Raw genomic sequence first — 23,934 nt, 5'->3', positions numbered from 1 at the left:
GCGGGGTGCATGTTTTCACGTCGGGATGGCGCGGTAGCGGGCCCAATGGCCGCCCCGCCGTTTCCGGGAGCTTCCCGTGGCCCAGCACAAACCCCTCGACCAGCAGGTCATCGTCGTCACCGGTGCCTCCAGTGGCATCGGCCTGTGTACCGCGTTGTCGGCCGCGGAGCAGGGGGCGCGCGTCGTCCTGGCCGCACGCAGCCTGGACGTACTGCAGGAAGCGGTGGCCACGATCACCAGTGCCGGGGGCCAGGCGCTGGCGGCCCAGTGCGACGTGTCGCGGCGCGAGGATGTCGACGCGGTCGCGCGCTTGGCGCACCAGCGCTTCGGCGGCATCGACACCTGGGTCAACAACGCTGGCGTGTCCATCTACGGCCGGCTGGAAGAGGTCAGCGAGGAAGACAGCCGGCGCCTGTTCGACATCAACTTCTGGGGCGTGGTCAACGGCTCGCTGGCCGCGCTTCCGTTCCTGCGCGCCAGTGGCGGCGTGCTGGTCAACCTGGGCAGCGAGGTCTCCGATGCGGTGCTCCCGCTGCAGGGCATGTACGCCGCGTCCAAACACGCGGTCAAGGGATTCACCGACGCACTGCGGGTGGAGGAGGAGCGCGTCGACGACAGCCCGGTGTCGATCGTGCTGGTGCAGCCTACCGCCACCGACACCCCGTTCCCGCAGCATGCGCGCAACTACATGGACCGCGAGCCGAAGCTGCCTTCGCCGATGATCGAACCGTCGCGGGTTGCGGCGGCCATTCTGCATGCCGCCACGCACGGCGGCCGGGCCACCCAGGTGGGCGCGATGTCCAAGTTCAATTCGCTGGCCAGCCGCCTGGCGCCGGCGCTTGCCGAGCGCATGGCAGCGCTCCAGGCAGGCCGGCAGCAGCTTGATGCACCGCCGCTTGATCCGCGGGGCACCCTCGACCAGCCGGGCCACGCCGGCCGCATCCATGGGGAACTGTCATGAGTGCCCGCATGCCCGTGCGCAGCTTCGAGCTCCTGGGCGACTGCCCCTGCTGCCGCAGCGTCGATGTGGTCCCGCCGCTGCGCGCGCTGCTGGCAATCCATGCCCGCGACGAGGACGGCTACACGACCTGGTTCAGCGGCACCTTCGACGGCTGCTGCTGGTGGTCGCCGGAACTGCCCTCCACGGGCGGCCAGTGGACCATGGTGGGCTGGCGCGATCTGGAGGAGCACGTGCCCGACGGGATGCCGCCATGCCAGCGCAGCCATCGCCGCGGTAGTCCGCGCCTGTTCCGCGGCACGGGTGGCGTGACCCGCTTGCCGCAATACGGGATCAGCGGCCTGGCCATCCGCCGCGAGCCCGCCGGCGAGCGGCGGGCCTGAGCGGCAACCCGGCTTACACCACCACTGCGCCGCCGGAGATGGTCAGCAGTGCGCCCGAGGTATAGCTGGCCTTGTCGCTGGCCAGCATCACGTAGGCCGAGGCCAGTTCCGCCGGCTGGCCGGGCCGCCCGAACGGGGTCTGGTCGCCGAAGGTTTCCACTTCCTCCTCGGACATGCCGGCCGGAATGAAGGGCGTCCAGATCGGCCCCGGCAGCACCGCATTGACGCGTACGCCGCGATCAGCCAGCAGGCCGGCCAGGCCGATGGTCAGGTTGGCCACCGCGCCCTTGGTGGCCGCGTAAGGCAGGATGTTGGGCTTGGGCTTCTTGGAGTTCACCGAGGCGGTGTTGATCACGCAGCCGCCGTTCTCCAGCATCGGCAGGCTCAGCCGCACCAGGTTGAACACGGCATGCACGTTGGTCTCGAAGGTGCGCCGCCACTCGTCCAGGGTTATGTCGTCGAAGCTCTCGAAGTAGCGCTGGTAGGCGGCGTTGTTGACCAGGATGTCCAGCCCGCCGAACGCGCTGCGAACCTGCTCGACGAGGTCGGCCGCCTGGTGGGCGTCGCTGATATCGCACTCCACCAGCAGGGCGCGCTGGCCCGCAGCCTCGATCTGTTCCTGCACATGCATGGCGTCGTCACGCTCGCCGGGCAGGAAGGCGATGGCCACGTCCGCGCCTTCGCGTGCATAGGCGATCGCCACGGCGGCGCCGATGCCGCTGTCGCCACCGGTGATGAGTGCGCGCTTGCCTTGAAGCTGGGCGCTGCCTTCGTAGCTGTCCTCGCCATGGTCCGGGCGCGGATCCATGCGCGAGGTCTTGCCGGGGAAGGATTGCTGCTGGCGCTTGAACGGCGGCTTCGGGTACTCGGGCAGGGCCATCGGGGTGCTCCGTCTCTTGGGGGAGCCACCGAGTGTCGGTGCCAGGCGGTAAAGGCGATGCGCGCCTGGCGTTGTCCTGGCGTGATGCGCAGCGGTGCTTGGCGATGCCGTCACGGCCCCGGGGCGATCATTCCAGTCCGCCGTGCAAGATGCAGGCTGCGCGGCGCCCCCGACATGCAACGAGGCAGGACTGGTCCATGAGCCGGCCCCAGGATGAGGAGCTGCTGCTGCACGAGCTGCGCAACCGGATCAACATGATCGGGTTCGCGCTGCACGCGTACCGTCGCGACCAGGATCCCGCGCACCTGGACGAGCTTCACGATGCCTACGAGGCCGCCGTCGACCTGCTCGGCCGACTGGACAGCCACCGGCGGCCAGCGCCGAAGGGCGGAAGTGCGGAAACACCCCGCCCCACGGGACAGGCCTAGAACCACCAGCGCAGGCCGGCGACCCAGCGGGTATCGCCTGCCGCGTCGCCCTCGCCCGTGCGATAGCGGCGGGTATCGCCGAAGCTGCGTTCGTGCACCAGGCCGATATATGGCGCGAACCGCGGCGTGACCGCCCAGCGCAGCCGCAGCCCCGCCCCAGCGGTGGAGAGGCCCGCGCCGATACCGCGGCGGGCATCGTCCTGGCCATGCAGTTCCAGCTCCAGCTTTGGTTGCAACAGCAGCCTGCGTGTCAGCGGAAGCTCGTACTCGACCTCGGTGCGCAGCGCGGTCTGGCCGCCACTGCCCAGGTAGGCCGTGGCCGCCACCTCGAACTTGTACGGTGCCAGGCCCTGCACGCCCAGTGCCGCCCAGGTGCGGCCGTCATGGCCGAAGTCCTGGCGCACACCGGCCAGCAGGTCCCACCACGGGCTGATGGCCCGGCCGTAGAACAGCTCCAGGTCGGCGGCATGGGTGCGTCCGTCGTCGCGCTCGCCCTCGCTGCGCAGCCACAGCCGCTGCACGTCCCCGCCGATCCAGGCCCTGGTCTCCCAGGCCTGGCCGGTGCCCTGGTCCGCGTCCCACGCCTCCAGCCGGTCGAAGCGCACCAGGCTGTTGATGCCGCCGCCATGGACATGGCCATGCTGCAGGGGCGGGAAGGCCGCTGCGCGGTCGGCATCGGTCAGCGCGGGAACCGGTTCGCGGGGCGAATCTTGCACCGGGTGCGCCGCATGCGTGGCGTGGCGGTGCACTCCGGCCGCCGGCTCCTCTGCAGCCGGGTTGCCGTGGTGTGCATGGCCTGGCGGGTGCGTCGGCACCGTCTGCACCGGACGCGGATGTTGCATGGCCGCGTGATCCGCATGCGCGGCATGGTCGGCATGGCTCTGTTCCGGAGCGGCTTCAGCCTGGTGCGCCGCATGCGCGTGGCTGGCATGGGGATCACCAGCGGATGCCGGTGCCCCCGCCTCGCGATGCGTGGCGTGGTCGTGGTGCCCGGCATGGCCGGCCTCCTGCGCTGCCGCGGCGGCGTAACCGGGCAGCATCACCAGCACGGCGGCGGACAGCAGGTGCAGTGTCGAGGTGCGGCTCATGCGGATTCCTCCACGCGCACCTCGCGCATCATCCCCGCCTCCATGTGGTAGAGCAGGTGGCAGTGGTAGGCCCAGCGGCCCAGCGCATCCGCGCGCACCCGGTAGCTGCGGCGGGTACCGGGGGGCATGTCCACGGTGTGCTTGCGGACCTGGAATTCGCCACGGGCGTCCTCGAGGTCGCTCCACAGGCCGTGCAGGTGGATGGGGTGCTGCATCATCGTGTCGTTCACCAGCACGATGCGCATGCGCTCGCCGTAGTTCAGGCGCAGCGGTTCGGCCGAGGCAAACGGCACGCCATTGAACGACCAGGCGAACTTCTCCATGTGCCCGGTCAGGTGCAGCTCGACCTCGCGTCCCGGTTCGCGCCCATCCGGATCCTCGAACAGGCTGCGCAGGTCGGCGTATGCCAGCACGCGCCTGCCGTTGTCGCGCAGGCCGATGCCCGGATCCTCCAGGCGCGGGCCACTGGGCGAGGACTGCATGTCCACCAGCGGATTGCGGGCCTCGCTGGCAGGATGGGCTGCGACCGCGGCATGGCCGGCACGCGCGGCCGGCGTGGCATGCATCACCGCGCCACAACCACCTTCGGCCATCATCGCCGCGCCGCAGCCACCTTCCATCGAATGGCCACCGCCATGGCTGCCATGGCCCATGTCCTCCATGGTCAGCAGCGGCCGCGGATCGGGTACGGGAACCGGCGCGGCCAGGCCATGGCGCACGGCCAGGGTGCCGCGCGCGTAGCCGGTGCGGCCCATGTCCTGGGCGAAGATGGTGTAGGCATCCTGGCCCGAAGGCTCGACGATGACGTCGTAGGTTTCGGCCGCGGCGATGCGCAGTTCGTCCACCGTCACCGGATGCACGTACTGGCCGTCGGCGGCGACCACGGTCATCTTCAGGCCGGGGATGCGCACGTCGAAGTAGGTCATCGCGCCGGCGTTGACCAGGCGCAGCAGCACCTTCTCGCCGGGACGGAACAGCCCCGTCCAGTTCGCCGCCGGCGGCTGGCCGTTGAGCAGGTAGGTGTAGGTGTTGCCGTTGACGTCGGACAGGTCGGTCGGCGTCATCCGCATGCGGCCCCACATGCCCCGGTCGGCGAGGGTCTCGCGCAGGCCGTCGCGCCGCGCATCGCGCAGGAAATCCCCGGCAGTGCGCCTGTACAGGTTGTCGTAGGTCGGCGCCTTCTTCAGCCGCCGGAACAGCGCATCGGGCGCCAGGTCGGTCCAGTCCGACAGCAGCAGCACGTGCTCGCGGTCATGCCGGTAGGGCGGCGGCTGCAGCGGATCGATGATGATTGGCCCGTACAGGCCGGCCTGCTCCTGGAACAGGGAATGGCTGTGGTACCAGTACGTGCCGGACTGTCTGAGGGTGAAGCGGTAGAGCCAGCTCTCGCCCGGGGCGATGCCGTCGAAGCTCATGCCGGGTACCCCGTCCATGTTGGCCGGCAGCAGCAGGCCATGCCAGTGGATGGAGCTGGGCGCATCTGGCAGGTGGTTGCTGACGCGGACGCTGACGGTGTCGCCCTCGCGCCAGCGCAGCAGCGGTGCCGGCACCGAGCCGTTGACCGCCACGGCAGGACGCGGACGGCCGGTGATGTCGAGCATGGCCGGGCCGATGGCAAGGTCGAACTCGCGACCACTGAGGGTGGCCGGGGTCATGGCCTGCGCGGGCGCGCGCAGCAGGCCGCTGCCGGCCACGCCGGCCAGGGCCAGGCCCTGGACGAAGCGGCGGCGTGCCGGCGAGGCCGGCAGGACAGGAGGAAGCTCCCGGGAAACGGGCATGTTCATGGATCCGGTCGGGGCGCCGGTGGCGCACGCAGGGGAGGCGCGACGCACGCTGCGGTCGCGCGGTTTCGCTCGGCGTGGCTCAGGCGATGGGAGGCCGTCGCGGTGGCGTCGGCGTGTACTCCGGATCCCTACGCGCGGGTGCGGCGGGCGGCGCGATGTGCGGGTACACGGCGGCGGTAGCCTGGAGCGGTGCGGTGACGACCGCAGCCAGGGAACCGGCACAGGCCAGGGCGCAGCCAGCGGTGTCCCCCGGACCATGGTGGTCGCAGCAGTCCATCGGCGATCCAGCCAGCGCGTGTCCCGTATCCGCGGCGCCCACCGGGTCGTCGTGGCAGCCGTGCGTTGTAGAGGTATCCACCTCCGCTGCCTGCGCCGGTGAGGCAACCACGTCGGCGGGTGCATGTATCGCCTGCGCAGCCAGCCCACCCGTCACCAGGGACAGGGCGAGCAGCAGGATCGAGAGGCGGTGCAGGAAGCCGGTCATGGACGTGCGGTCGGGAACGCGGCCACGGTAAGCCAGCGCCGTGGCCGCATCAACCCGGCCGTTGCCGATCCGTGCGCCCGGTTCACACCCGTGCCGGGGCCGGTACCTGTGCCGCCAGCCAGGCGCGCAGCGAGGCGGGTTTCACCGGCTTGGTCAGCAGCCGGTAGCCGCGCATGCGGGCCTGGCGCTTGAGCTCGTCGCGGCCGTCGGCGGTCAGCAGGGCGCCGGGGATGGCGCCGCCGGCGGCACGCAGCGCGTCCAGCGCGTCGAGGCCATCGAGGCGGTCGTGCAGGTGGTAGTCCACCAGCATCGCCTGCGGCGCGCTGTCGGCCATCCGCTCCAGTGCCTCGTCCACGGTGGCGGCCGGGATCGCGACCGCCTGCCAGCGCGCCAGCAGCAGGCGCATGCCGTCGAGGATCTCGCGGTCGTTGTCCAGGCACAGCACGCGCAGGCCGGCGAGGGTGTTGTCGCCGGGCAGCATGATCGCCGGGGCCGGCGTGGTCGCGGGCTGGGCGCTGCGCGGCACGGCGATCGAGAACATGCTGCCGCGGCCGACCTTGCTGCGCGCATCCAGGCCATGGTCCAGCAGGCGCGAGATGCGCTGGCAGATCGACAGGCCCAGGCCGAGGCCGCGCTCGCCCCAGTCGAATGGCTGCTGGTAGCGCTGGAACTCTTCGTAGATCTGGCGCATGTGCTGCGGCGGGATGCCGGGGCCGGTATCCCACACCTGCAGGTACACGGTCTGGTCGTGCACGCGCATGCCCAGCACGATCCGGCCCTGGCGGGTGTAGCGCAGGGCGTTGGCCAGGAAGTTCTGCAGCACGCGGCGCAGCAGGCGGCGGTCGCTGCGCACCGGGCAGTGGCGGGCGTGCACCCGCAGGTCCAGGCTGCGGCCGGCGGCGACCGGTGCGTACTGCGCGGCGAGCTCGCGCAGCAGTTCGCCGGCGTCGAAGGTGGAGATCTCCGCCTGCAGGGCGCCGGTGTCCAGGCGCGAGACGTCGAGCAGGCCATCGAGCAGTTCCTCGGCCGCGCGCAGGGACGCATCCACGCGCTCGGCCAGGTGGCGCTGCTCGGCCGCGTCCTGGCCGCCCTCGCGCAGGGCCGAGGCGAACAGGCGCGCGGCGTTGAGCGGCTGCAGCACGTCGTGGCTGATCGCGGCCAGGAAGCGGGTGCGCGACTGCTGCGCCTCCTCGGCCTCGCGGGTGCGCTCGGCCACGCGCTGTTCCAGGTTCTCGTTGGCCTCGCGCAGCGCCTGCTCGGCGTGCTTGTAGGCGGTGATGTCGTTGTAGCTGGTGACGTAGCCGCCGCCGGGCAGGGCCTGGCCGCGCATCTCGACCACCGTGCCGTCGGCGCGCACGCGCTCGAACACGTGCGGGGTGCCGGCACGCATGTGCTCGATGCGCTTGCGCACGTGCTGCTCGATGCTGCCTTCGCCCAGCTCGCCGCGCTCGGCGTTGTAGCGGATCAGGTCGGCCACCGGGCGGCCGACGTAGAGCATGCCGGCGGGGTAGCCGAACATCTGCTGGTAGCGCCGGTTCCAGGCGACCAGGCGCATCTCCGGGTCGACCACGCTGACCCCGGCGCTGATGTTCTCCAGGGTGGTGGAGAGGATCTCGCGGTTGAAGCGCAGCTCCTGGCCGGCTTCGTCCAGCAGCGCCATCACCTCGTCCAGGTGCATGCCCGAGCCGCGCAGCACGGAGGTCAGCACCAGGCGCGCCGAGGCCGCGCCGATGGAGGCGGCCAGCAGGCGCTCGGTGAACTGGATCCAGGCGCGGTCGGCGGCACTGGTGGGCTGCAGCTCGCCGCCGAGGTCGTGCGCCTGCTCGGCGAAGGCGCGGCGGGCGTGGCGCTCGCCGACGATGCGCTTGGCCAGGCTCAGCAGGTCGCCGACGCTGACATTGCCGGACCATTCGCTGCGCGACAGCGTCTGCCGCTCCGCATACGGGTCGAGGAAGGGAGCGATGCGCAGGCGCTCGTCGACGCTGGGACGCCAGCGCGCCGAAACCACCATCATCACGCCGGCATTGAGCAGCAGCGACCAGAAGGTACCGTGGGTCAGCGCGTCCCAGCCGCTGAGGCCGAACAGCTGCTGCGGGCGCAGCCAGTACAGGTCGAAGGGACCGGTCTCCATCCACCCGCCATCGAACAGCCCCGAGCGCGACAGCGCCGGCAGCAGCAGGGTGTAGATCCAGGTGGCGAAGCCGACGACCAGGCCGAACTCCACGCCGCGGCGGCTGGCGCCACGCCAGTACAGGCCGCCGATCAGCCCGGGCGCGAACTGCGCCACCGCGGCGAAGGCCATCACGCCATAGGCGGCCAGCGCGGTGTCGCCGCCGATCCAGCGGTAGTAGGCGTAGGCGCACAGCGACAGCATCAGGATCGCCAGGCGGCGCACCCACAGCACCAGCGAGGCCACGTCCGCGGCGGCGTGGCGCTCGCCCCAGCCGCCGCGCAGCAGCACAGGCATCACCAGGTCGTTGGAGACCATGGTCGCCAGCGCGATGCTGGCCACGATCACCATGCCGGTAGCCGCGGAGAAGCCGCCGACGTAGGCGGCCAGCGCCAGCGCGCTGTTGCCCTCGGCCAGCGGCAGGGCCAGCACGAAGGTGTCGCTGGCCACCCGCGGATCGCCGCCGAACAGCGACAGGCCCGCGGTGGCGATCGGGATCACCATCAGGGTGACGATCATCAGGTAGCCGCCGAACATCCAGCGCGAGCGGCGGATGTCGCCGACGTCGCCGCATTCGACCACCGCCACCTGGAACTGGCGCGGCAGGCAGACGATCGCCAGGAAGCTCAGCAGGGTCTGGGCCACGAAGCCCATCGGCGGCGCATGCAGGAACATCTCGCGCGCGGCACCGGTCACGCGCATCTCGTTGCCGCGCAGCCACGCCCAGGCGAACACGCCCACCGCGATCAGCGCCACCAGCTTGACCAGCGACTCGAGCGAGATCGCCAGCATCATGCCGTGGTGGTGCTCGGTGGCATCGACCTGGCGGGTACCGAACAGCGCCGCGAACAGCGCCATCAGCAGGGCCACGTACAGCGCCGGGTCGGTGGCGACCGCGGCCTGCTCGACATGCTGCCCGGAGAGCACCGCCAGGCTCATCGCCACGGCTTTGTACTGCAGGGCCACGTAGGGAATGATGCCGACCAGGGCGATCACCGCCACCAGCGCCGCCAGCCGCCGCGAGCGGCCGTAGCGGGCGGACATGAAGTCGGCGATGGAGACCACGTTCTGGCTGCGCGCGATCAGCGCCAGGCGCTCGATGATGCGCCAGCCGAACAGCATCAGCAGGATCGGGCCCAGGTAGATCGGCAGGTAGCCGATGCCGTTGCGCACCGCGCTGCCGACCGCGCCGTAGAAGGTCCACGACGAGCAGTAGACCGCCAGCGCAAGGCTGTACACCACCGGCCGCAGCCACGGGCGGTTGGGATACATGGGCCGGCGGTCGCCCCACCACGCCACCGTGAACAGCAGCGCGGCGTAGCCGACGGAAACCAGCAGCAGGATCCAGCTCGAGACCAACCCGATCGCCTCCCCTCACCCGGTCGCCGAGTGTACTGCGGCGCATGGTGCGGCGCTTGCGCGGGCGCCGGGTTCCAAGCAAGCTGACAACGCTGTCACGTGCCACCGGACGCCCGCAGGCGTCCCTGCATCAGGAGAGGGAATGCAGCACGACCAGAACGTGGCCGGGGCCGCGCGAGCGCCCGCGCCAGATCCGTCCGCCCGCCTTTCGTTCCGCGAGAAGGCCGGCTACGGCATCGGTGATTTCGGCTTCAACCTTTACTGGGCCAACATCTCGGCCTTCCTGCTGATCTTCTACACCGACGTGATGGGCCTGGCGGCCGCGGCGGTGGGCACGATGATGCTGGTCACCCGGCTGGTGGACGCGATCACCGATCCGCTGATGGGCGCGATCGCCGACCGCACCCGCACCCGCTTCGGCCGCTTCCGCCCGTACATGCTCTACGGCGCGCTGCCGCTGGCGGTGATGGGAGTCCTGACCTGGACCGTGCCGGACCTCGACGGCGGCGGGCGCCTGCTGTGGGCGTATGCCAGCTTCACCCTGCTGATGATCGCCTACACCGTACTGGCGATGCCGTACTCGGCGCTGTCGGGGGTGATGACCGCCGACAGCCAGCAGCGCACGACCCTGATCAGCTTCCGCTTCATCGCCGCCTTCGCCGGCACCACCGCGGTCAACTACTTCACCCTGGACCTGGTGCAGTGGCTGGGGCGCGGCGACGAACAGCTGGGCTGGCAATTGACCATGGGCCTGTACGGCCTTGTCGCCATCGCCTGCTTCGCCACCGTCTTCGCCAGCACCCGCGAGCGCATCCAGCCACCGCCCCAGCAGCAGAGCGCGGTGCGCCAGGACATCATGGACCTGCTGGGCAACCGCCCGTGGCTGGTCCTGTTCGTGCTGGCCCTGGTGATCATGATCACCATCGTCATGCGCAGCGGTTCGCTGGTGTACTACCTCAAGTACCACGTCGAGCGCCCGGAGCTGACCGGCCTGTTCCTCGGTGCCTACTCGGTCGCGCTGGCGGTGGGCGCGGCCCTGACCCCGCTGATGACCCGCTTCATCGACAAGCGGAGCCTGCTGATGCTGCTGATGGCCGCCGTGGGCGTGCTCAGCTGCGCGATGTATTTCGTCCCGCCGGAGCAGGTGTGGGTGATGCTGGGGCTCAACACCCTGGTCGGCCTGCTGCTGGGCCCGAAGTCGCCGTTGGCCTTCTCCATGTACGCCGACTGCGCCGACTACACCGAGTGGAAGACCGGCCGCCGCGCCACCGCGATGACCTTCGCCGCCGCCGCCTTCTCGCAGAAGATGGGCGGCGCGATGGCCTCGGCCGGCATCGCCTGGACCCTGGCGGCGATGGGCTATGTCGCCAACCAGGCGCAGTCCGACGCGTCGCGCCTGGGCATCGCCCTGCTGCTGACGGTGATCCCGGGCGTGGTGGCGCTGGTCGCGGCGTGGGTGATGCATTTCTATCCGCTGGACGCGCAGGAACTGGCGCGCATCCAGGTTGAACTCGAGGCGAGGCGGGAAGCACAGGCATGAGCGGCGTGGAGAACAGGGACAGCGTGCCCGGGGTGGGCGCATTCGTGGACCAGGGCCGGCGCTTCGTGCTGGCCAGCCCGACGGCGATGCCGCAGGCGTCGACCTTCCTGTGGAACCGCAAGATGCTGCTGCAGCTCAACTGCCGCGGCTATGCCACCGCGCAGTTCATGCAGCCGGAGCCGGCCAAGTACGCGCACGCGCCGACACTCGAGGCCAGGACCTTCATGCAGCCGGAGCAGCCGTACTACGCGCACCATCCCGGCCGCTTCGTCTATGTCCGCGACGAGGACAGCGGCAGCCTGTTCTCGGCGCCGCATGCACCGGTCAACCGGGTGCCGGACGAGTTCGCGTTCTCGGTGGGCGCCGGCGACGTGGCCTGGACGGTGCATTGCCATGGCATCGAGCTGGAAATGCGCGTGCGCCTGGCGGCCGAGGACGTGGCCGAGCTGTGGAGCGTGCGCGTGCGCAACGTGTCCGGGCGCAGGCGCCGGATCAGCGTCTACCCGTATTTCCCGGTCGGCTACATGTCATGGATGAACCAGGCCGGGCGCTACAGCCCGGAGCTGGGCGGCATCGTCTGCAGCAGCGTCACCCCGTACCAGAAGGTCGCCGACTGGTTCCGCCAGCGCGACTTCAAGGACCTGACCGTGCTGCTGCACGAGCGCGCGCCCGATGCATGGGAGGCCAACCAGTCCGCGTTCGAGGGCGAGGGTGGCCTGCACGCGCCCGATTCGGTGGTCAGGCGCGAGACCCTGGCCTGTGGCGATGCGCTGTACGAAACCCCGACCACGGCCCTGCAGTACCGGCTGGTGCTGGAAGCCGACCAGGAAGAGGAATTGCGTTTCCTGTTCGGACCGGCGCATGACGAGGCCGAGGTGCGCGAACTGCGCGGACGCCACCTGTCCGCCGAAGGTTTCGCCGCGGCCGAAGCCGCGACCGCGCGCTACCTCGGGGAGGGCGCCGGCTGCGTGCGGATCGAGTCGCCAGATGCCTGGCTGGACCACTTCACCAACCGCTGGCTGCCGCGCCAGGTCTACTACCACGGCGACTCCAACCGCCTGACCACCGATCCGCAGACGCGCAACTTCCTGCAGGACCACATGGGCATGGCCTACCTGCGGCCGTCCACCGCGCGTGCCTCGTTCCTGCACGCGCTGTCGCAGCAGGCCGCCGACGGGGCCATGCCCGACGGCATCCTGCTGGTGGACGGCGCGGAGCTGAAGTACATCAACCAGGTGCCGCATACCGACCACTGCGTGTGGCTGCCGGTATGCCTGCAGGCCTACCTGGACGAGACCGGCGACGACGCCATCCTCGATGAGGTCGTGGCCGGCAGCGACGGCCACAGCGCTACCGTGGCCGAGCGCGTGGACCGCGCCATGCACTGGCTGCTGGCGCAGCGCGACGAACGCGGGCTCAGCTACATCGCCCAGGGCGACTGGTGCGACCCGATGAACATGGTCGGCTGGAAGGGCCGCGGCGTGTCCGGCTGGCTGTCGCTGGCCACCGCGCACGCGCTGCGCCTGTGGGCCGACATCAGCGCGCGCCGCGGCCGTCCGGATGCGGCGTTCCGCGAGGGTGCCGACGCGTTCAACGAAGCGGTCAACCAGCACCTGTGGGACGGCGACTGGTACGGCCGCGGCATCACCGACGACGGCGTGGTGTTCGGCGTGCGCGCCGACAGCGAAGGGCGCATCTACCTCAACCCGCAGAGCTGGGCGATGCTCAGTGGTGCCGCCGACGAGGCGCGGCGCTCGAAGCTGCTGCACGCGGTGGACGACCAGCTGGTCTCGCCCTACGGCGCGGCGATGCTGGATCCGCCGTACACCGGCATGCGCGAGGACGTGGGACGGCTGACCCAGAAGTTCCCCGGTTCGGCCGAGAATGGCGCGGTGTACAACCACGCCGCCGCGTTCTACCTGCACGCGCTCTACCGCGCGGGCGAGAGCGACCGCGCCTGGCAGGTGCTGCGGGCGATGCTGCCGGGACCCGATCCGCAGGACTGCCTGCAGCGCGGCCAGCTGCCGGTGTTCGTGCCCAACTACTACCGCGGCGCGTGGCGCCTGCACCCGCGCACCGCCGGCCGCTCCAGCCAGCTGTTCAACACCGGCACCGCGGCCTGGCTGTACCGCTGCCTGGTCGAGGACCTGTTCGGCCTGCGTGGCGAAGGCCAAGCCCTGCGGATCGCGCCGCAGCTGCCCTCGCACTGGAACTCCGCCAGGGCATCGCGGCGGTTCCGCGGCGCACAGGTCGAGCTGGAGGTCGAGCGCGTGGCGGGCGTGCAGGCGATGCGCGTGCACGTGGATGGCGAGCTGCTTGCCGATGGCCTGCTGCAGCCGGTCGAGTCCGGTCGCAGCTACCGCGTGCGGGTGGAGCTGCCGCTGGCCGGGTACAGCGCGGCATGAGCGCACCGGTACAGGTCGCGGTGGTGATGGGCGTGTCCGGCAGCGGCAAGACCACGCTGGCGCAGGCGCTGGCCGAGGCCTGGGACGCGACCTTCCTCGACGCCGACGACTTCCACAGCGAGGAGGCGCGGGCGCGCATGGCGTCCGGCCAGCCACTGACCGACGAGATGCGGGTGCCCTGGGTACAGCGCATCGCCTCTGACCTGCAGCGGCGCGTCGCCGCCGGCGAGCGCGTCACCCTGGCGTTCTCGGGGTTGCGGCGCCGGCACCGCGAAATGCTGCGCGCCACCGGCCTGCCGCTGCGCTTCCTGTTCCTGCATGGCGACGCCGGACTGATTGCCGCGCGCATGCGCCAGCGCAGCGGGCACTACATGCCGGTGACCCTGCTCGACAGCCAGTTCGCGACCCTGGAGCCGCCAGTGGGGGAGGACGACGTGGTCCCGATCGCGGTGGCGCTGGAGCCGCAGGCGCAGCTGGACGCGGCGCTGCAGGCGATCGACGCGACCGCCTAGGCGGCGACGGCGACTCCGGTCCAGGCCTCGGCCACGGCCTGCGCCTGCTGGCGCAGCTCCGGCACCGCCAGGCTTTCCCAGGCCTCGCCGATGCGCAGGCTGCCGACCACCCGCAGGTCGTCGCGCGCCATGTCGCTGGCATCGCGCATGCGTCCGTCCATGTCGGTGGCCAGGCCGATGCCATGCGCGCCGGGAACGGCCAGGCCGTCGCCCAGAAGCTGTTCCAGCAGCGGGTTGCGCATGGCCTGCACGCGCATCTCCACGCCGGTGGCATTGATGACGTGCTCGACATCCAGTGCCACGACCGCGCCGTGGCGGTCGCGCGCGCCGATGTGCACGCAGCGGGTGCCGCTGGTGACCAGGTCCAGGCGCGCGCGGTGCAGCTGCAGGCGGCCGCTGCGGACCAGGTCCTGGAGCACGGCATCGGCCTCGGGCGCGATGCGGTGGCGGTGGATGTCCCAGTAGCGCACGACATGGCGCAGGAAGCGGCGCTGGTCTGCGGCGTCCAGCGAGCGCCACAGCGCCTGGACGCGCGGACGCAGGCGCTCCAGCACCGCCTGCCACGGCCGGCCGCCGGCCGCGGCTTCGGCCACGCGCTGGCGCAGGACCCGCAGTCGTGCGCGCAGGTCCAGGGCCAGCAGCGCGTCGACCTCCAGGCCGGTGTCGACCGGCGAATCCGGGGCGTGCGCCAGCGGCAGCAGGCCGTGGCGCGAGAGCAGGTGCACCGGGCCGCGATGGCCGCAGGCGGCCAGGGTCAGGACAGCGTCGACCATGCTCAGGCCGGTGCCGGCGATGCACACCCGCGCGTCGGGCGCGATCGCGGCCAGTCCTTCGCTGTCCCAGGCCTCGAGCAGGCGCGGTGCGCCCAGGGCGCTGGCGCCACGGGCCGGCAGTGGCCTCGGCGCATTGCCGGTGGCCAGCAGCACGCGGCCGGCGGTGGCGCTGCCACCGGACCATTCCAGGCGCAGGCCATCGGCCCTGCGGTGCAGGGCGGTGATGCGGTGGTGGTGCAGTTCGAAGGTGGCCGCGCTGCCGGTACGGGCTTCTTCCAGGCGCTGGGCCAGGTAGGCGGCGTAGTCGCGGCGCGGCAGGTAGCGGCTGGACTGGTCGCCGGCGCCGGCGTATTCCCGGCGGGTGGCCAGCCAGGCCAGGAAGTCGCCCGGTTCGTCCGGGAGGGCCGACATCTTCCCGGCCGGCACGTTGAGCAGGTGCTCGGGACGACGGGTGGAATAGGCCACGCCTTCGCCCGGGTGCAGGGACGGCTCGTACATCGCGATCCGCAGGCCGGGCGCGGCCCGGCGCAGCAGGTGGATCGCCGCCAGGGTCCCGGCGGCTCCGCCGCCGACGATGGCGATGTCGTGGTCACGATGCATCCGCCGATTGTACCGGGCGAAACCGTCGCCGGCCGCGCAAAGAAAAAGCCCGCCGGGTGGCGGGCTTCTTCCAGAACAGGAGGGCGACCAGTTACTTGATCTTGCCTTCCTTGTAGATCACGTGCTTGCGGATGGTCGGATCGTACTTCTTGATCTCCATCTTGCCGGGCGTGTTCTTCTTGTTCTTGTCGGTGGTGTAGAAGTGGCCGGTGCCGGCCGAGGAGATCAGGCGGATCTTGTCGCGCTTGGAAGCCATGGTCGGTTACTCCTCAGATCTTTTCGCCGCGGGCACGCAGCTCGGCCAGAACGGAGTCGATGCCGTTCTTGTCGATGGTGCGCAGGGCAGCAGCGGAAACACGCAGCTTCACCCAACGGTTCTCGGAGGCCACCCAGAAGCGGCGCTCGTGCAGGTTGGGGAGGAAACGGCGGCGGGTCTTGTTGTTTGCGTGCGAGACGTTGTTGCCGGTCTGCACGCCCTTGCCGGTAACTTGGCAAACGCGGGACATACGCACCTCGAAAGGTCTGGTGTCGCCCATAGCCCGGGAGACGGCGGCCCCGCGGCCGGGTCCTGGTGGACTGGCCGAACGCGATGCGGGAAAGGAATTCGACTGCACGGGCGGCGCCGGATCGCGTTCCGGGACCGGATCCGGCATGTGCCGGACGCAGCGAGCCGCCAATTATGCGCGGGCAAGTCCCTGATTGCAACCGGGAAAAACCGGGGTCGGAGTGCCTTTTCCCCAGGCTGGGCCGGGTCCCGGGCCTCCAGGCCCGGAAAAGGCACCCTGACCCCGGTTTTCGTCCCCGTCCGGAGTCGCTGGCGCCTGGCTGGGGGGAACAAAAAACCGGGGTCAGAGTGCGATTTCCCGTCCGGTGGGGCGGCGGCGTGCCGGCCGCGCCGGCGAAAATCGCACTCTGACCCCGGTTTTCGGGCTACATCGGCGCCTTGTCGCCCTTCCAGCCGCGGTGGCGGATGTCCAGGTGCAGGCTGTAGAGGGCGGTGAAGGCCGGGAAGATGTTCTGCAGCACGCCCACCGAGTCCTGCTTGGACGAGAACAGGAAGTAGCTGAGGGTCATCAGGCTGCCGGCCACGCTCATGTACCAGAACAGGCGCGGGATCACCGGCCGCCCGGCGCGCCTGGACGCCACGAACTGGACCAGCCAGCGGGCGCCGAACATCAGTGCGCCGGTGTAGCCGATCAGCTTCCAGCCGGTGACGTGCAGGCCGGTCCAGTAGAGCCATTCCAGCGGCTGGTCGAGCATCTCAGAACTCCTCCACGCGGGTGCGGTGGCTGCGGGCGATCAGCCAGGCCACGCCGCGCAGGTCGCGGATGCCCACCAGTGCCCGGCCGAGGTTGTTGTACTTGGACACCCCCGAGGTGCGGGCGCGGTGCGCGACCGGCACGCTCACCGTCTTCCAGCCCGCGCGCTGGACCAGCGCGGGCAGGTAGCGGTGCATGTGGTCGAAGTAGGGCAGGTCGAGGAACACCTCGCGCTCGAACAGCTTGATGCCGCAGCCGGTATCCGGGGTCTCGTCGCGCAGCAGGCGGCAGCGGATGCGGTTGGCCCAGCGGCTGGCCCAGCGCTTGGAACCGGAGTCCTGGCGGTCCACCCGCCAGCCGGCGAACAGCTTCACCTGCGGATCGGCGGCTTCGCGCGCTGCGACCAGCTTCGGGATGTCGGCAGGGTCGTTCTGGCCATCGCCGTCGAGGGTGGCGATCCATGGCGCGCGCGCGGCCTTGACCCCGGTGCGCACCGCCGCGCTCTGTCCGCTCTGGGCCACGTGGTGCAGCACCCTCAGCTCCGGTACCCCGGCCTTGAGGGCCCTCAGCACGGCCAGCGAATCGTCGGCCGAGTGGTCGTCCACGTAGACGATCTCGAAGGGCAGGCGCCCGCGCAGGGCGGCGGTGATCTCGCCCACCAGCGGGGCGATGTTGTCGCGTTCGTTGTGGACCGGAACTACGACGGAAATCTGGGGCTCGGTCATGGGGCCTTCGGGGTGCGACGTACGTGGACGCAAGGCTGGGGTCAGGCGTGGTTCCCGAAATACTCCCGGCACCAGTGCACGACCGGCGGGAGGCCGGCTTCGATCGGGGTGCGTGGTTCGTACCCGAAGGCCTCGGCGGCGCGGCGGGTATCGGCCATGGTCTCGATCATGTCACCGGGCTGCATCGGCTTGTAGACCTTCCGTGCGGGGACGCCGGCCGCCTGCTCGATCACGCCGATGAAGCGCTCCAGCTCCACCGGCGTGTGGTTGCCGAGGTTGAACACCTCGTGCAACGCCAAGTCGTTCCCCGCTGGACGGTCCAGCGCGCCAAGGATGCCGGCGACGATGTCAGAAACATGTGTGAAGTCGCGGCGCATCCGGCCCTGGTTGAAGACCTCGATCGGGCGGCCGGCCAGCACCGCGCGCGAGAACAGCAGCGGCGCCATGTCCGGGCGGCCCCAGGGACCGTACACGGTGAAGAAGCGCAGGCCGGTGGCGCGCAGGCCGTAGAGCTGGGCGTAGCTGTAGGCCATCAGTTCGTTGGCGGCCTTGGTCGCTGCGTACAGCGAGCGCGGGCGGTCGATGCGCTGCTCCTCGGAGAACGGCGGGGTGGCCGAGTCGCCGTAGACCGAGCTGCTGGAGGCGTAGACCAGGTGCCCGACCCCGCCGTGCCGGCACAGCTCCAGCATGTTGACGAAGCCTTCGAGGTTGCTGGCCACGTAGGCATGCGGGTTCTGCAGGGAATAGCGCACGCCGGCCTGGGCGGCCAGGTGCACCACCCGGACCGGTCGGACCTCGGCGAACAGCGCGGCCAGGCCGTCCCGGTCGGCCAGGTCCAGCGCCCGGATGTCCACCTGCGGGCACAGCGCCGCGACCCGGTCGCGCTTGATCGCCGGGTCGTAGTAGTCGTTGTAGTTGTCCAGGCCGATGACGTGTTCGCCGCGGGCGGCGAGGGCCTGGCAGGTATAGGCGCCGATGAAGCCGGCGGCGCCAGTGACGAGGACGGTCATGGGGTGGGGGAGCCTGTGTCAGCTGGCGGCATTGTCGCGGAAGCGCCGGTGGTGGGGAATCCGGCGTCCCGCATGGTTCAGCCCCGCTGGGCGCGCAGGCGCTCGAGCACGCCGTCGAGCGTGTCCAGGTCGGTGTAGTGGATCACCAGCTTGCCCTTGCCGCCGCGCCCATGGGCGATGGCCACCTTGGCACCCAGCGACTCGGACAGCTCGGTTTCCAGCGAGGCGATGTCCGGCTGCTGCTCGCGGCTGGCCTTGGCCTTGCGCGCGGCATTGCCGGTGACCGGGACCTTGCCGGCCGCGAACTGCTGGGCGCGGTGCTCGACCTCGCGTACCGACCAGCCGTTCTCGGCGGCCTCGTGTGCCAGCTTGCTGGCCAGGTCCGGCGACAGGGTCAGCAGGGCGCGGGCGTGGCCCATCTCCAGGCGACGGGCCTCGACCAGGGCGCGGATCGCCGGCGGCAGGTCCAGCAGGCGCAGCAGGTTGGACACCGCCGCGCGCGAGCGGCCGACCGCGGCGGCGGCCTCGGCGTGGGTCAGGGCGAACTCGTCGATCAGCCGCTGCAGGGCCTGGGCCTCCTCCAGCGGGTTGAGGTCCTCGCGCTGGATGTTCTCGATCAGCGCCATGGCGATGACCGTGCGGTCGTCCAGCTCGCGCAGGACCACCGGCACCTCGGCCAGGCCGGCCAGCTGCGAGGCGCGCCAGCGGCGCTCGCCGGCCACGATCTCGTAGCGGTCCGGGCCGATCTCGCGCACCACGATCGGCTGGATCACGCCCTGGGCCTGGATCGAGGCCGACAGCTCCTCCAGCTTGGCCGGGTCCATGTCGCGGCGCGGCTGGTACTTGCCCGGCTGCAGCTGGCCTACCGGCAGGGTGCGCAGGACGTCGCCCGGCTGCGGCTGCTCGAGCTGTTCCGGCAGCGTGGCGGCCGGGGACGCGGCGGCGGCCGCGGCGCCCTTGGGGCCGAGCAGGGCTTCCAGGCCGCGGCCGAGGCCGCGCTTCTTGGCGGTAGCCATCAGACGGCCTCCGCGGCGTGGACGGGATGGGCCGGGTGCTGCTGGGCACGCGCGGCCTGGCGCCGGATCACCTCGCCGGCCAGGCCCAGGTAGGCCACGCCGCCGCGCGAGGCGCGGTCGTAGCCGACGATGCTCTGGCCATGGCTGGGCGCCTCGGCCAGGCGCACGTTGCGCGGCACGATGGTACGGAACACGCGATCGCCAAAGTGCTCGGTGAGCTCGGCGGACACGGCGTTGGCCAGGTTGTTGCGCACGTCGAACATGGTCCGCAGCACTCCTTCGATCTCAAGTGCCGGGTTGAGCCGCTGGCGCAGGGCGTCGATGGTCTCCATCAGCGCGCTCAGGCCCTCCAGGGCGTAGTACTCGCACTGCATCGGCACGATCACCGAATCGGCCGCGGTCAGCGCGTTCAGGGTCAGCAGCGACAGCGCCGGCGGGCAGTCGATGATGATGAAGTCGTAGTCGTCGCGTAGCGGCTCCAGCGCCGCCTTGAGCTTCTGCTCGCGGCCGTCGACGTCCATCAGCTGGATCTCGGCCGCGGTCAGGTCGATGTTGCCCGGCAGCAGGTCGAAGTCCTCGGCGGTGCGGACCACGGTGGAGCGGGCGTCGCGTTCGCCGAGCAGGACGTCGCAGCTGGAGGCCTCCAGCTCGCGCTTGTCCACGCCGCTGCCCATGGTGGCGTTGCCCTGTGCGTCGAGGTCGACCAGCAGCACCCGGCGCGGCGCGCGGGCCAGGGCTGCGGCCAGGTTGACGGCCGTCGTGGTCTTGCCGACGCCACCTTTCTGGTTGGCGATGGCGATGATGCGGGCCATGGGCGGCTGCCTCGGGACAGGGGACGCAGGTGGTCCGGAACGGACCATTATGCGGATTTCACACCGCCCGGCCCACCTCCACCAGGTGCCGTTCGGCCCCCAGCCCGGGTACGGCCAGCGGATGCACCGCCAGCGCGGCCCAGCCGGCGGGCAGGGCGGCGATCTCCTCGACCGGGTCCACCCCCTTCATCGCCAGCAGGCGGCCTTCGGCGGCCAGCAGGTGCCCACCGACCTCCAGGATCCCGGCCAGGGTGTCCAGGGCGCGGGCGGTGATCTGGGCGTAAGCGCCGGGTTCGGCCACCGCCTCGGCCCGGGATTCCAGCACCCGGGCGTTGCCCAGCTTGAGCTGGCGCACGGCCTCGCGCAGGAACCGGGCCTTCTTGCCGTTGCTCTCGACCAGGGTGACCTGGACGTCCGGGCGGGCAATGGCGAGCGGGATGCCGGGCAGCCCGGGGCCGGTGCCCAGGTCGGCCAGCGCGCCCGGACGCACGTAGGGGTGCATGGCCAGCGAGTCGAGCAGGTGGCGGGTGACCATCTCCTCCGGGTCGCGGATGGCGGTCAGGTTGTAGGTCCGGTTCCAGCGCAGCAGCAGCGCCAGGTAGTCAAGCAGGGGCGCAGCCAGGGCCGGGTCCAGGCCCAGCGTGGCCAGGCCGTCGGCCAGTCGCTGGCGCAGCGGTTCGGGGAGGGGGGTATCCATGGGCGTATCCATGGGCGCGATTATCGCCCGCCGCGGCTAGTCGCGTGGGTGCCAGGCCAGGGCGGCGTGGTAGCCCGGCTCCGGGATCCACTCGTGCAGCTGCCAGTCGCCGGCCGCACCCAGCGCCGGGTCGCAGTCCTGCAGGCGCAAGGGCGCGCCCGGCTCCCCGGCGTGGAACTCCAACCGGTGCAGGCCGAAGGCCAGGCCGCGGCCATGTGCCTTCAGCACCGCCTCCTTGGCGCACCACAGGCGCACGAACTCGCCCTCGTGCAGTTCCGGGCGCAGCGACTGCAGCCAGTCGGCCTCGGCCGGGGCGAAGAAGCGCCGCGCCAGCTCCAATACGCGCGGACGCGGGCGCAGCCGCTCCAGGTCCACGCCCAGCACCACGTCGCGACCCACCGCCAGCAGCAGGCGTTCGCCGCTGTGGCTCCAGCCGGCATCGAAGCCGGTGTATGGCGCGACCAGGCGCGGCCGTCCGTGCACGTCGCGCTCGATCGGCAAGGGTTCTTCCGGCGCGCGCTGCAGCCAGCGCGCCAGGCTGGCGTGCACCTGCGGCTCGCCGCGCTGCCCCGATACGTAAGGCAACGCCTGCACCTGCACCGGTCCGAACTGCCAGGCCTCATCCATGCGTGCATCCTGCCGCATCGACGCCTGCGCGTGCTGCGTCCTGTCCTTGCACGGCCGCTTCACGGCGGTGGGCGTGTGATTGGCCCACATACCCGCTTCCGCGGGACATCGGCGGACACAAGGAGAGGGACAACATGGGCATCATCATCTGGTTGATCGTTGGCGGTATCGTTGGCTGGCTTGCGAGCCTGATCATGCGTCGCGACGCGCAGCAGGGCATCCTGCTCAACATCATCGTCGGCATCATCGGCGCGGTGCTGGCCGGCTGGATCTTCGGCGGTGGCATCAACGAGGCCATCACCATCCGCACCTTCCTGTTCTCGCTGATCGGCGCGGTGATCCTGCTGGCGATCGTCAACCTGTTCACCCGCGGGCGCGTCCGCTGACGCAGCACCAAGGGACGACGAGGAGGCAAGGGCCCGGGTTTCCCGGGCCTTTGTCTTTTCCAGGCGCTGCTCAGGCGCCCAGTTCGATCCATGCCGGGGCGTGGTCGCTCGGCCGCTCCCAGGTGCGCGGCTCGCGATCGATGCCCGCCGCCACGACCTGGCCACGCAGCGCCTCGGACACCAGGGTCAGGTCGATGCGCAGGCCAAGGTTGCGGCGGAAAGCCGCCATGCGGTAATCCCACCAGCTGAACACCCCGCCTTCGTCGTGCAGCAGGCGGTAGCCGTCGTGCAGGCCGAGGGCCAGCAGGTCGCGCAGCGCGGCGCGCTCGGCGGCCGAGGTGAGGATGTGGGTCTCGTTCCACACCGCCGGGTCGTGCACGTCGCGCTCGTCCGGGGCGATGTTGAAGTCGCCCAGCACCACCAGCCTCGGATGCTCGCGCGCCTCCTGTTCCAGCCACGTCCGCACCGCGGCCAGCCACGCCAGCTTCAGCTCGTACTTGTCGGTGCCCACGTCCTGGCCGTTGACCACGTACAGGTTGACCACGCGCAGGTCGCCGATGGTCGCGCTGATCGCGCGCCTGTGCTCGTGCTCGAAGCCCGGCACGCCGACCAGCACGTCACGCGGCGCCTCGCGCGAGAGGATGGCCACTCCGTTGTAGGTCTTCTGCCCGGAGAACACGCTGCGGTAGCCCAGCGCCGCCAGGGTCGAATCCGGGAACTTGTGGTCCTCCAGCTTGGTTTCCTGCAGGCCCACGATGTCCGGCGCGAACGCGCGCAGCCACTGTTCCAGGTGCGGCATGCGCACGTTGAGGGAGTTGACGTTCCAGGAAGCGACTTTCATGGGCGGCGTGGGGCAGTGGATGCGCGGGCATTATCCCGGTTTCGCGGCAATGCGGTCCGGCTGGCGTCGCGCGCAGGGCTGGACACGTGCACCGGGATGCGCGCGATCATGCGCGTCCGGCCCGGACCTTGCGCTCCAGGCCACCGCGATCCACAGGCATACATATGCGCACCTGTCCCGACCTGGCCGCCGCGATCGGCCATACCCCGCTGGTCCGCCTGCGCCGCGCCTCGGAGCTGACCGGCTGCGAGATCCTCGGCAAGGCCGAGTTCCTCAATCCCGGCGGCTCGATCAAGGACCGCACCGCGCTGGGGCTGCTGCTGGATGCCGAGCGCAGCGGTGCGCTGCGCCAGGGCGCGACCATCGTCGAGGGCACGGCCGGCAATACCGGCATCGGCCTGGCCCTGCTTGGGGCCAGCCGTGGCTACCGCACCATCATCACCATGCCGGCCACCCAGAGCCGGGAGAAGATCGATGCGCTGCGCGTGACCGGCGCCGAGGTGCGGCTGGTGCCGGCGGTGCCCTATGCCAACCCGGACCACTACGCGCACCAGGCGCGGCGCCTGGTCGAAGCGATGAACGCGCAGGCGCCGGGCAGCGCGTGGTTCGCCAACCAGTTCGACAACACCGCCAACCGCGATTTCCACGAGGCCACCACCGGCCCGGAGATCTGGGAGCAGACCGGTGGCCGGGTCGACGGCTTCGTCTGCGCGACCGGTACCGGCGGCACGCTGGCCGGCGTGGGCCGCGCGCTGAAGCGGTTCAACCCGGGGGTCGCCATCGCCCTGGCCGATCCGGCCGGCTCGGCGCTGGCCAGTTACATCAATACCGGGGAGCTGAAGGCCGAGGGCGGTTCGATCACCGAGGGCATCGGCTCCAGCCGGGTCACGGCGAACTTCCAGGACGCGCCGGTCGATCATGCCTGGTCGATCCCGGACAGCGAGTCGGTGCCGTGGGTGCACGATCTGCTGGCCGGCGAAGGCCTGGGCGTGGGCGGCTCCAGCGGGGTGAACATCGCCGGCGCGGTGCGACTGGCGCGCGAGCTTGGTCCGGGCCACACCGTCGTGACCGTGCTCGCCGACGCCGCCACCCGCTACCAGGGCAAGCTGCTCGATCCGGCCTTCCTGCGCGGCAAGGGGTTGCCGGTACCGGCGTGGCTTGACCGCGCCTTCCCGGAAAGCGCGTGACCGCGGGCCG

At 70.9% G+C, this 23,934-nt stretch carries 24 protein-coding genes; 8 read left to right on the top strand and 16 right to left on the bottom strand.

Features of this window, described 5'->3' with window-relative positions; genetic code table 11:
- The first annotated feature begins 76 nt into the window (after positions 1 to 76).
- Positions 77 to 961, top strand: coding sequence for an SDR family oxidoreductase (locus tag PSESU_RS14325; protein WP_013536518.1), 885 nt, complete (start codon positions 77 to 79; stop codon positions 959 to 961).
- On the top strand, positions 958 to 1,341 hold the full coding sequence (locus PSESU_RS14320) for a hypothetical protein (protein WP_013536517.1): 384 nt from the start codon (positions 958 to 960) through the stop codon (positions 1,339 to 1,341). Before PSESU_RS14325 ends, PSESU_RS14320 begins: the two co-directional genes overlap by 4 nt.
- A 13-nt stretch (positions 1,342 to 1,354) precedes the next feature.
- On the opposite strand, the gene PSESU_RS14315 is transcribed toward PSESU_RS14320, so the two are convergent.
- On the bottom strand, positions 1,355 to 2,221 hold the full coding sequence (locus PSESU_RS14315) for a glucose 1-dehydrogenase (RefSeq protein ID WP_013536516.1): 867 nt from the start codon (positions 2,219 to 2,221) through the stop codon (positions 1,355 to 1,357).
- 197 nt (positions 2,222 to 2,418) lie between these two features.
- Here PSESU_RS14315 and PSESU_RS14310 point away from each other — a divergent pair, with 197 nt between their 5' ends.
- Complete coding sequence (locus PSESU_RS14310; RefSeq protein ID WP_013536515.1) at positions 2,419 to 2,649, top strand: hypothetical protein; 231 nt, start codon at positions 2,419 to 2,421, stop codon at positions 2,647 to 2,649.
- Here the strand turns inward: PSESU_RS14310 and PSESU_RS14305 are convergent.
- The 4 genes from PSESU_RS14305 to PSESU_RS14290 all read right to left on the bottom strand — a co-directional run bounded on the left by PSESU_RS14305 (position 2,646) and on the right by PSESU_RS14290 (position 9,534).
- On the bottom strand, positions 2,646 to 3,737 hold the full coding sequence (locus PSESU_RS14305; protein WP_013536514.1) for a copper resistance protein B: 1,092 nt from the start codon (positions 3,735 to 3,737) through the stop codon (positions 2,646 to 2,648). The genes PSESU_RS14310 and PSESU_RS14305 overlap by 4 nt on opposite strands.
- The gene (locus tag PSESU_RS14300; protein ID WP_013536513.1) at positions 3,734 to 5,515 is read right to left on the bottom strand and encodes a copper resistance system multicopper oxidase; all 1,782 of its coding nucleotides are present in this window, start codon (positions 5,513 to 5,515) and stop codon (positions 3,734 to 3,736) included. Before PSESU_RS14300 ends, PSESU_RS14305 begins: the two co-directional genes overlap by 4 nt.
- 85 nt (positions 5,516 to 5,600) lie before the next feature.
- Positions 5,601 to 6,005 (bottom strand): hypothetical protein, encoded by a 405-nt coding sequence (locus PSESU_RS14295; protein WP_041764196.1) that lies wholly within the window; start codon positions 6,003 to 6,005, stop codon positions 5,601 to 5,603.
- Between the two features lie 82 nt (positions 6,006 to 6,087).
- Positions 6,088 to 9,534 carry a hybrid sensor histidine kinase/response regulator gene (locus PSESU_RS14290; protein ID WP_013536512.1) on the bottom strand — a complete coding sequence of 1,149 codons (3,447 nt, stop codon included), beginning with the start codon at positions 9,532 to 9,534 and terminating at the stop codon, positions 6,088 to 6,090.
- A 142-nt stretch (positions 9,535 to 9,676) separates the two neighbouring features.
- On the opposite strand from PSESU_RS14290, the gene PSESU_RS14285 reads away from it, so the two are divergent.
- Genes PSESU_RS14285 through PSESU_RS14275 form a run of 3 tightly spaced genes read left to right on the top strand, consistent with a single transcriptional unit; the run spans position 9,677 to position 13,991 of the window.
- Positions 9,677 to 11,074, top strand: a complete 1,398-nt coding sequence (locus PSESU_RS14285) for an MFS transporter (protein WP_013536511.1) — start codon at positions 9,677 to 9,679, stop codon at positions 11,072 to 11,074.
- Positions 11,071 to 13,479, top strand: coding sequence for a GH36-type glycosyl hydrolase domain-containing protein (locus PSESU_RS14280; RefSeq protein ID WP_013536510.1), 2,409 nt, complete (start codon positions 11,071 to 11,073; stop codon positions 13,477 to 13,479). Before PSESU_RS14285 ends, PSESU_RS14280 begins: the two co-directional genes overlap by 4 nt.
- Positions 13,476 to 13,991 (top strand): gluconokinase, encoded by a 516-nt coding sequence (locus tag PSESU_RS14275; protein ID WP_013536509.1) that lies wholly within the window; start codon positions 13,476 to 13,478, stop codon positions 13,989 to 13,991. Before PSESU_RS14280 ends, PSESU_RS14275 begins: the two co-directional genes overlap by 4 nt.
- On the opposite strand, the gene PSESU_RS14270 is transcribed toward PSESU_RS14275, so the two are convergent.
- From PSESU_RS14270 to PSESU_RS14225, 10 genes are all read right to left on the bottom strand, one after another.
- Positions 13,988 to 15,364, bottom strand: coding sequence for an FAD/NAD(P)-binding protein (locus PSESU_RS14270; protein WP_013536508.1), 1,377 nt, complete (start codon positions 15,362 to 15,364; stop codon positions 13,988 to 13,990). The two genes, PSESU_RS14275 and PSESU_RS14270, sit on opposite strands and share 4 nt — an antisense overlap.
- A gap of 91 nt (positions 15,365 to 15,455) precedes the next feature.
- Positions 15,456 to 15,620 (bottom strand): 50S ribosomal protein L33, encoded by a 165-nt coding sequence (rpmG, locus tag PSESU_RS14265; RefSeq protein ID WP_013536507.1) that lies wholly within the window; start codon positions 15,618 to 15,620, stop codon positions 15,456 to 15,458.
- 13 nt (positions 15,621 to 15,633) lie between these two features.
- Positions 15,634 to 15,870, bottom strand: a complete 237-nt coding sequence (gene rpmB, locus PSESU_RS14260; protein ID WP_013536506.1) for a 50S ribosomal protein L28 — start codon at positions 15,868 to 15,870, stop codon at positions 15,634 to 15,636.
- 424 nt (positions 15,871 to 16,294) lie between these two features.
- The gene (locus PSESU_RS14255; protein ID WP_013536505.1) at positions 16,295 to 16,624 is read right to left on the bottom strand and encodes a lipid-A-disaccharide synthase N-terminal domain-containing protein; all 330 of its coding nucleotides are present in this window, start codon (positions 16,622 to 16,624) and stop codon (positions 16,295 to 16,297) included.
- Position 16,625: 1 nt separating this feature from the next.
- Positions 16,626 to 17,348 (bottom strand): glycosyltransferase family 2 protein, encoded by a 723-nt coding sequence (locus PSESU_RS14250; protein ID WP_013536504.1) that lies wholly within the window; start codon positions 17,346 to 17,348, stop codon positions 16,626 to 16,628.
- Between the two features lie 41 nt (positions 17,349 to 17,389).
- Positions 17,390 to 18,358 carry an SDR family NAD(P)-dependent oxidoreductase gene (locus PSESU_RS14245; protein WP_013536503.1) on the bottom strand — a complete coding sequence of 323 codons (969 nt, stop codon included), beginning with the start codon at positions 18,356 to 18,358 and terminating at the stop codon, positions 17,390 to 17,392.
- A 77-nt stretch (positions 18,359 to 18,435) separates the two neighbouring features.
- The gene (locus PSESU_RS14240) at positions 18,436 to 19,374 is read right to left on the bottom strand and encodes a ParB/RepB/Spo0J family partition protein (RefSeq protein WP_013536502.1); all 939 of its coding nucleotides are present in this window, start codon (positions 19,372 to 19,374) and stop codon (positions 18,436 to 18,438) included.
- Positions 19,374 to 20,186, bottom strand: coding sequence for a ParA family protein (locus tag PSESU_RS14235; RefSeq protein ID WP_013536501.1), 813 nt, complete (start codon positions 20,184 to 20,186; stop codon positions 19,374 to 19,376). The genes PSESU_RS14240 and PSESU_RS14235 overlap by 1 nt, the downstream gene beginning before the upstream one ends.
- 58 nt (positions 20,187 to 20,244) lie before the next feature.
- The gene (gene rsmG, locus PSESU_RS14230; protein WP_013536500.1) at positions 20,245 to 20,883 is read right to left on the bottom strand and encodes a 16S rRNA (guanine(527)-N(7))-methyltransferase RsmG; all 639 of its coding nucleotides are present in this window, start codon (positions 20,881 to 20,883) and stop codon (positions 20,245 to 20,247) included.
- Between the two features lie 36 nt (positions 20,884 to 20,919).
- Positions 20,920 to 21,528 (bottom strand): 4'-phosphopantetheinyl transferase superfamily protein, encoded by a 609-nt coding sequence (locus PSESU_RS14225; protein WP_041765104.1) that lies wholly within the window; start codon positions 21,526 to 21,528, stop codon positions 20,920 to 20,922.
- 116 nt (positions 21,529 to 21,644) lie between these two features.
- Here PSESU_RS14225 and PSESU_RS14220 point away from each other — a divergent pair, with 116 nt between their 5' ends.
- Entirely contained in the window at positions 21,645 to 21,896 is a 252-nt protein-coding gene (locus PSESU_RS14220; protein ID WP_013536498.1) for a GlsB/YeaQ/YmgE family stress response membrane protein, read from the top strand.
- 70 nt (positions 21,897 to 21,966) lie between these two features.
- Here PSESU_RS14220 and xth read toward each other — a convergent pair whose 3' ends face one another.
- Positions 21,967 to 22,737, bottom strand: a complete 771-nt coding sequence (gene xth / locus PSESU_RS14215) for an exodeoxyribonuclease III (RefSeq protein ID WP_013536497.1) — start codon at positions 22,735 to 22,737, stop codon at positions 21,967 to 21,969.
- Positions 22,738 to 22,901: 164 nt separating this feature from the next.
- On the opposite strand from xth, the gene PSESU_RS14210 reads away from it, so the two are divergent.
- The gene (locus tag PSESU_RS14210; protein ID WP_013536496.1) at positions 22,902 to 23,924 is read left to right on the top strand and encodes a cysteine synthase A; all 1,023 of its coding nucleotides are present in this window, start codon (positions 22,902 to 22,904) and stop codon (positions 23,922 to 23,924) included.
- The last annotated feature ends 10 nt before the right edge of the window (positions 23,925 to 23,934 follow it).

Origin of the sequence: Pseudoxanthomonas suwonensis 11-1 (genome assembly GCF_000185965.1) — a bacterium.
Taxonomy (GTDB): domain Bacteria; phylum Pseudomonadota; class Gammaproteobacteria; order Xanthomonadales; family Xanthomonadaceae; genus Pseudoxanthomonas; species Pseudoxanthomonas suwonensis_A.
The sequence above is the reverse complement of the archived record's forward strand: the minus strand, read 5'-3'. Positions and strand labels throughout refer to the sequence as shown.

Coding starts and splice junctions, on each gene's coding strand:
- PSESU_RS14320 (WP_013536517.1), top strand. CDS start 958: ATGAGTGCCCGCATGCCCGTGCGCAGCTTCGAGCTCCTGGGCGACTGC.
- PSESU_RS14315 (WP_013536516.1), bottom strand. CDS start 2,221: ATGGCCCTGCCCGAGTACCCGAAGCCGCCGTTCAAGCGCCAGCAGCAA.
- PSESU_RS14310 (WP_013536515.1), top strand. CDS start 2,419: ATGAGCCGGCCCCAGGATGAGGAGCTGCTGCTGCACGAGCTGCGCAAC.
- PSESU_RS14305 (WP_013536514.1), bottom strand. CDS start 3,737: ATGAGCCGCACCTCGACACTGCACCTGCTGTCCGCCGCCGTGCTGGTG.
- PSESU_RS14300 (WP_013536513.1), bottom strand. CDS start 5,515: ATGCCCGTTTCCCGGGAGCTTCCTCCTGTCCTGCCGGCCTCGCCGGCA.
- PSESU_RS14295 (WP_041764196.1), bottom strand. CDS start 6,005: ATGACCGGCTTCCTGCACCGCCTCTCGATCCTGCTGCTCGCCCTGTCC.
- PSESU_RS14285 (WP_013536511.1), top strand. CDS start 9,677: ATGCAGCACGACCAGAACGTGGCCGGGGCCGCGCGAGCGCCCGCGCCA.
- PSESU_RS14280 (WP_013536510.1), top strand. CDS start 11,071: ATGAGCGGCGTGGAGAACAGGGACAGCGTGCCCGGGGTGGGCGCATTC.
- PSESU_RS14275 (WP_013536509.1), top strand. CDS start 13,476: ATGAGCGCACCGGTACAGGTCGCGGTGGTGATGGGCGTGTCCGGCAGC.
- PSESU_RS14270 (WP_013536508.1), bottom strand. CDS start 15,364: ATGCATCGTGACCACGACATCGCCATCGTCGGCGGCGGAGCCGCCGGG.
- rpmG (WP_013536507.1), bottom strand. CDS start 15,620: ATGGCTTCCAAGCGCGACAAGATCCGCCTGATCTCCTCGGCCGGCACC.
- rpmB (WP_013536506.1), bottom strand. CDS start 15,870: ATGTCCCGCGTTTGCCAAGTTACCGGCAAGGGCGTGCAGACCGGCAAC.
- PSESU_RS14255 (WP_013536505.1), bottom strand. CDS start 16,624: ATGCTCGACCAGCCGCTGGAATGGCTCTACTGGACCGGCCTGCACGTC.
- PSESU_RS14250 (WP_013536504.1), bottom strand. CDS start 17,348: ATGACCGAGCCCCAGATTTCCGTCGTAGTTCCGGTCCACAACGAACGC.
- PSESU_RS14245 (WP_013536503.1), bottom strand. CDS start 18,358: ATGACCGTCCTCGTCACTGGCGCCGCCGGCTTCATCGGCGCCTATACC.
- PSESU_RS14240 (WP_013536502.1), bottom strand. CDS start 19,374: ATGGCTACCGCCAAGAAGCGCGGCCTCGGCCGCGGCCTGGAAGCCCTG.
- PSESU_RS14235 (WP_013536501.1), bottom strand. CDS start 20,186: ATGGCCCGCATCATCGCCATCGCCAACCAGAAAGGTGGCGTCGGCAAG.
- rsmG (WP_013536500.1), bottom strand. CDS start 20,883: ATGGATACCCCCCTCCCCGAACCGCTGCGCCAGCGACTGGCCGACGGC.
- PSESU_RS14225 (WP_041765104.1), bottom strand. CDS start 21,528: ATGCGGCAGGATGCACGCATGGATGAGGCCTGGCAGTTCGGACCGGTG.
- PSESU_RS14220 (WP_013536498.1), top strand. CDS start 21,645: ATGGGCATCATCATCTGGTTGATCGTTGGCGGTATCGTTGGCTGGCTT.
- xth (WP_013536497.1), bottom strand. CDS start 22,737: ATGAAAGTCGCTTCCTGGAACGTCAACTCCCTCAACGTGCGCATGCCG.
- PSESU_RS14210 (WP_013536496.1), top strand. CDS start 22,902: ATGCGCACCTGTCCCGACCTGGCCGCCGCGATCGGCCATACCCCGCTG.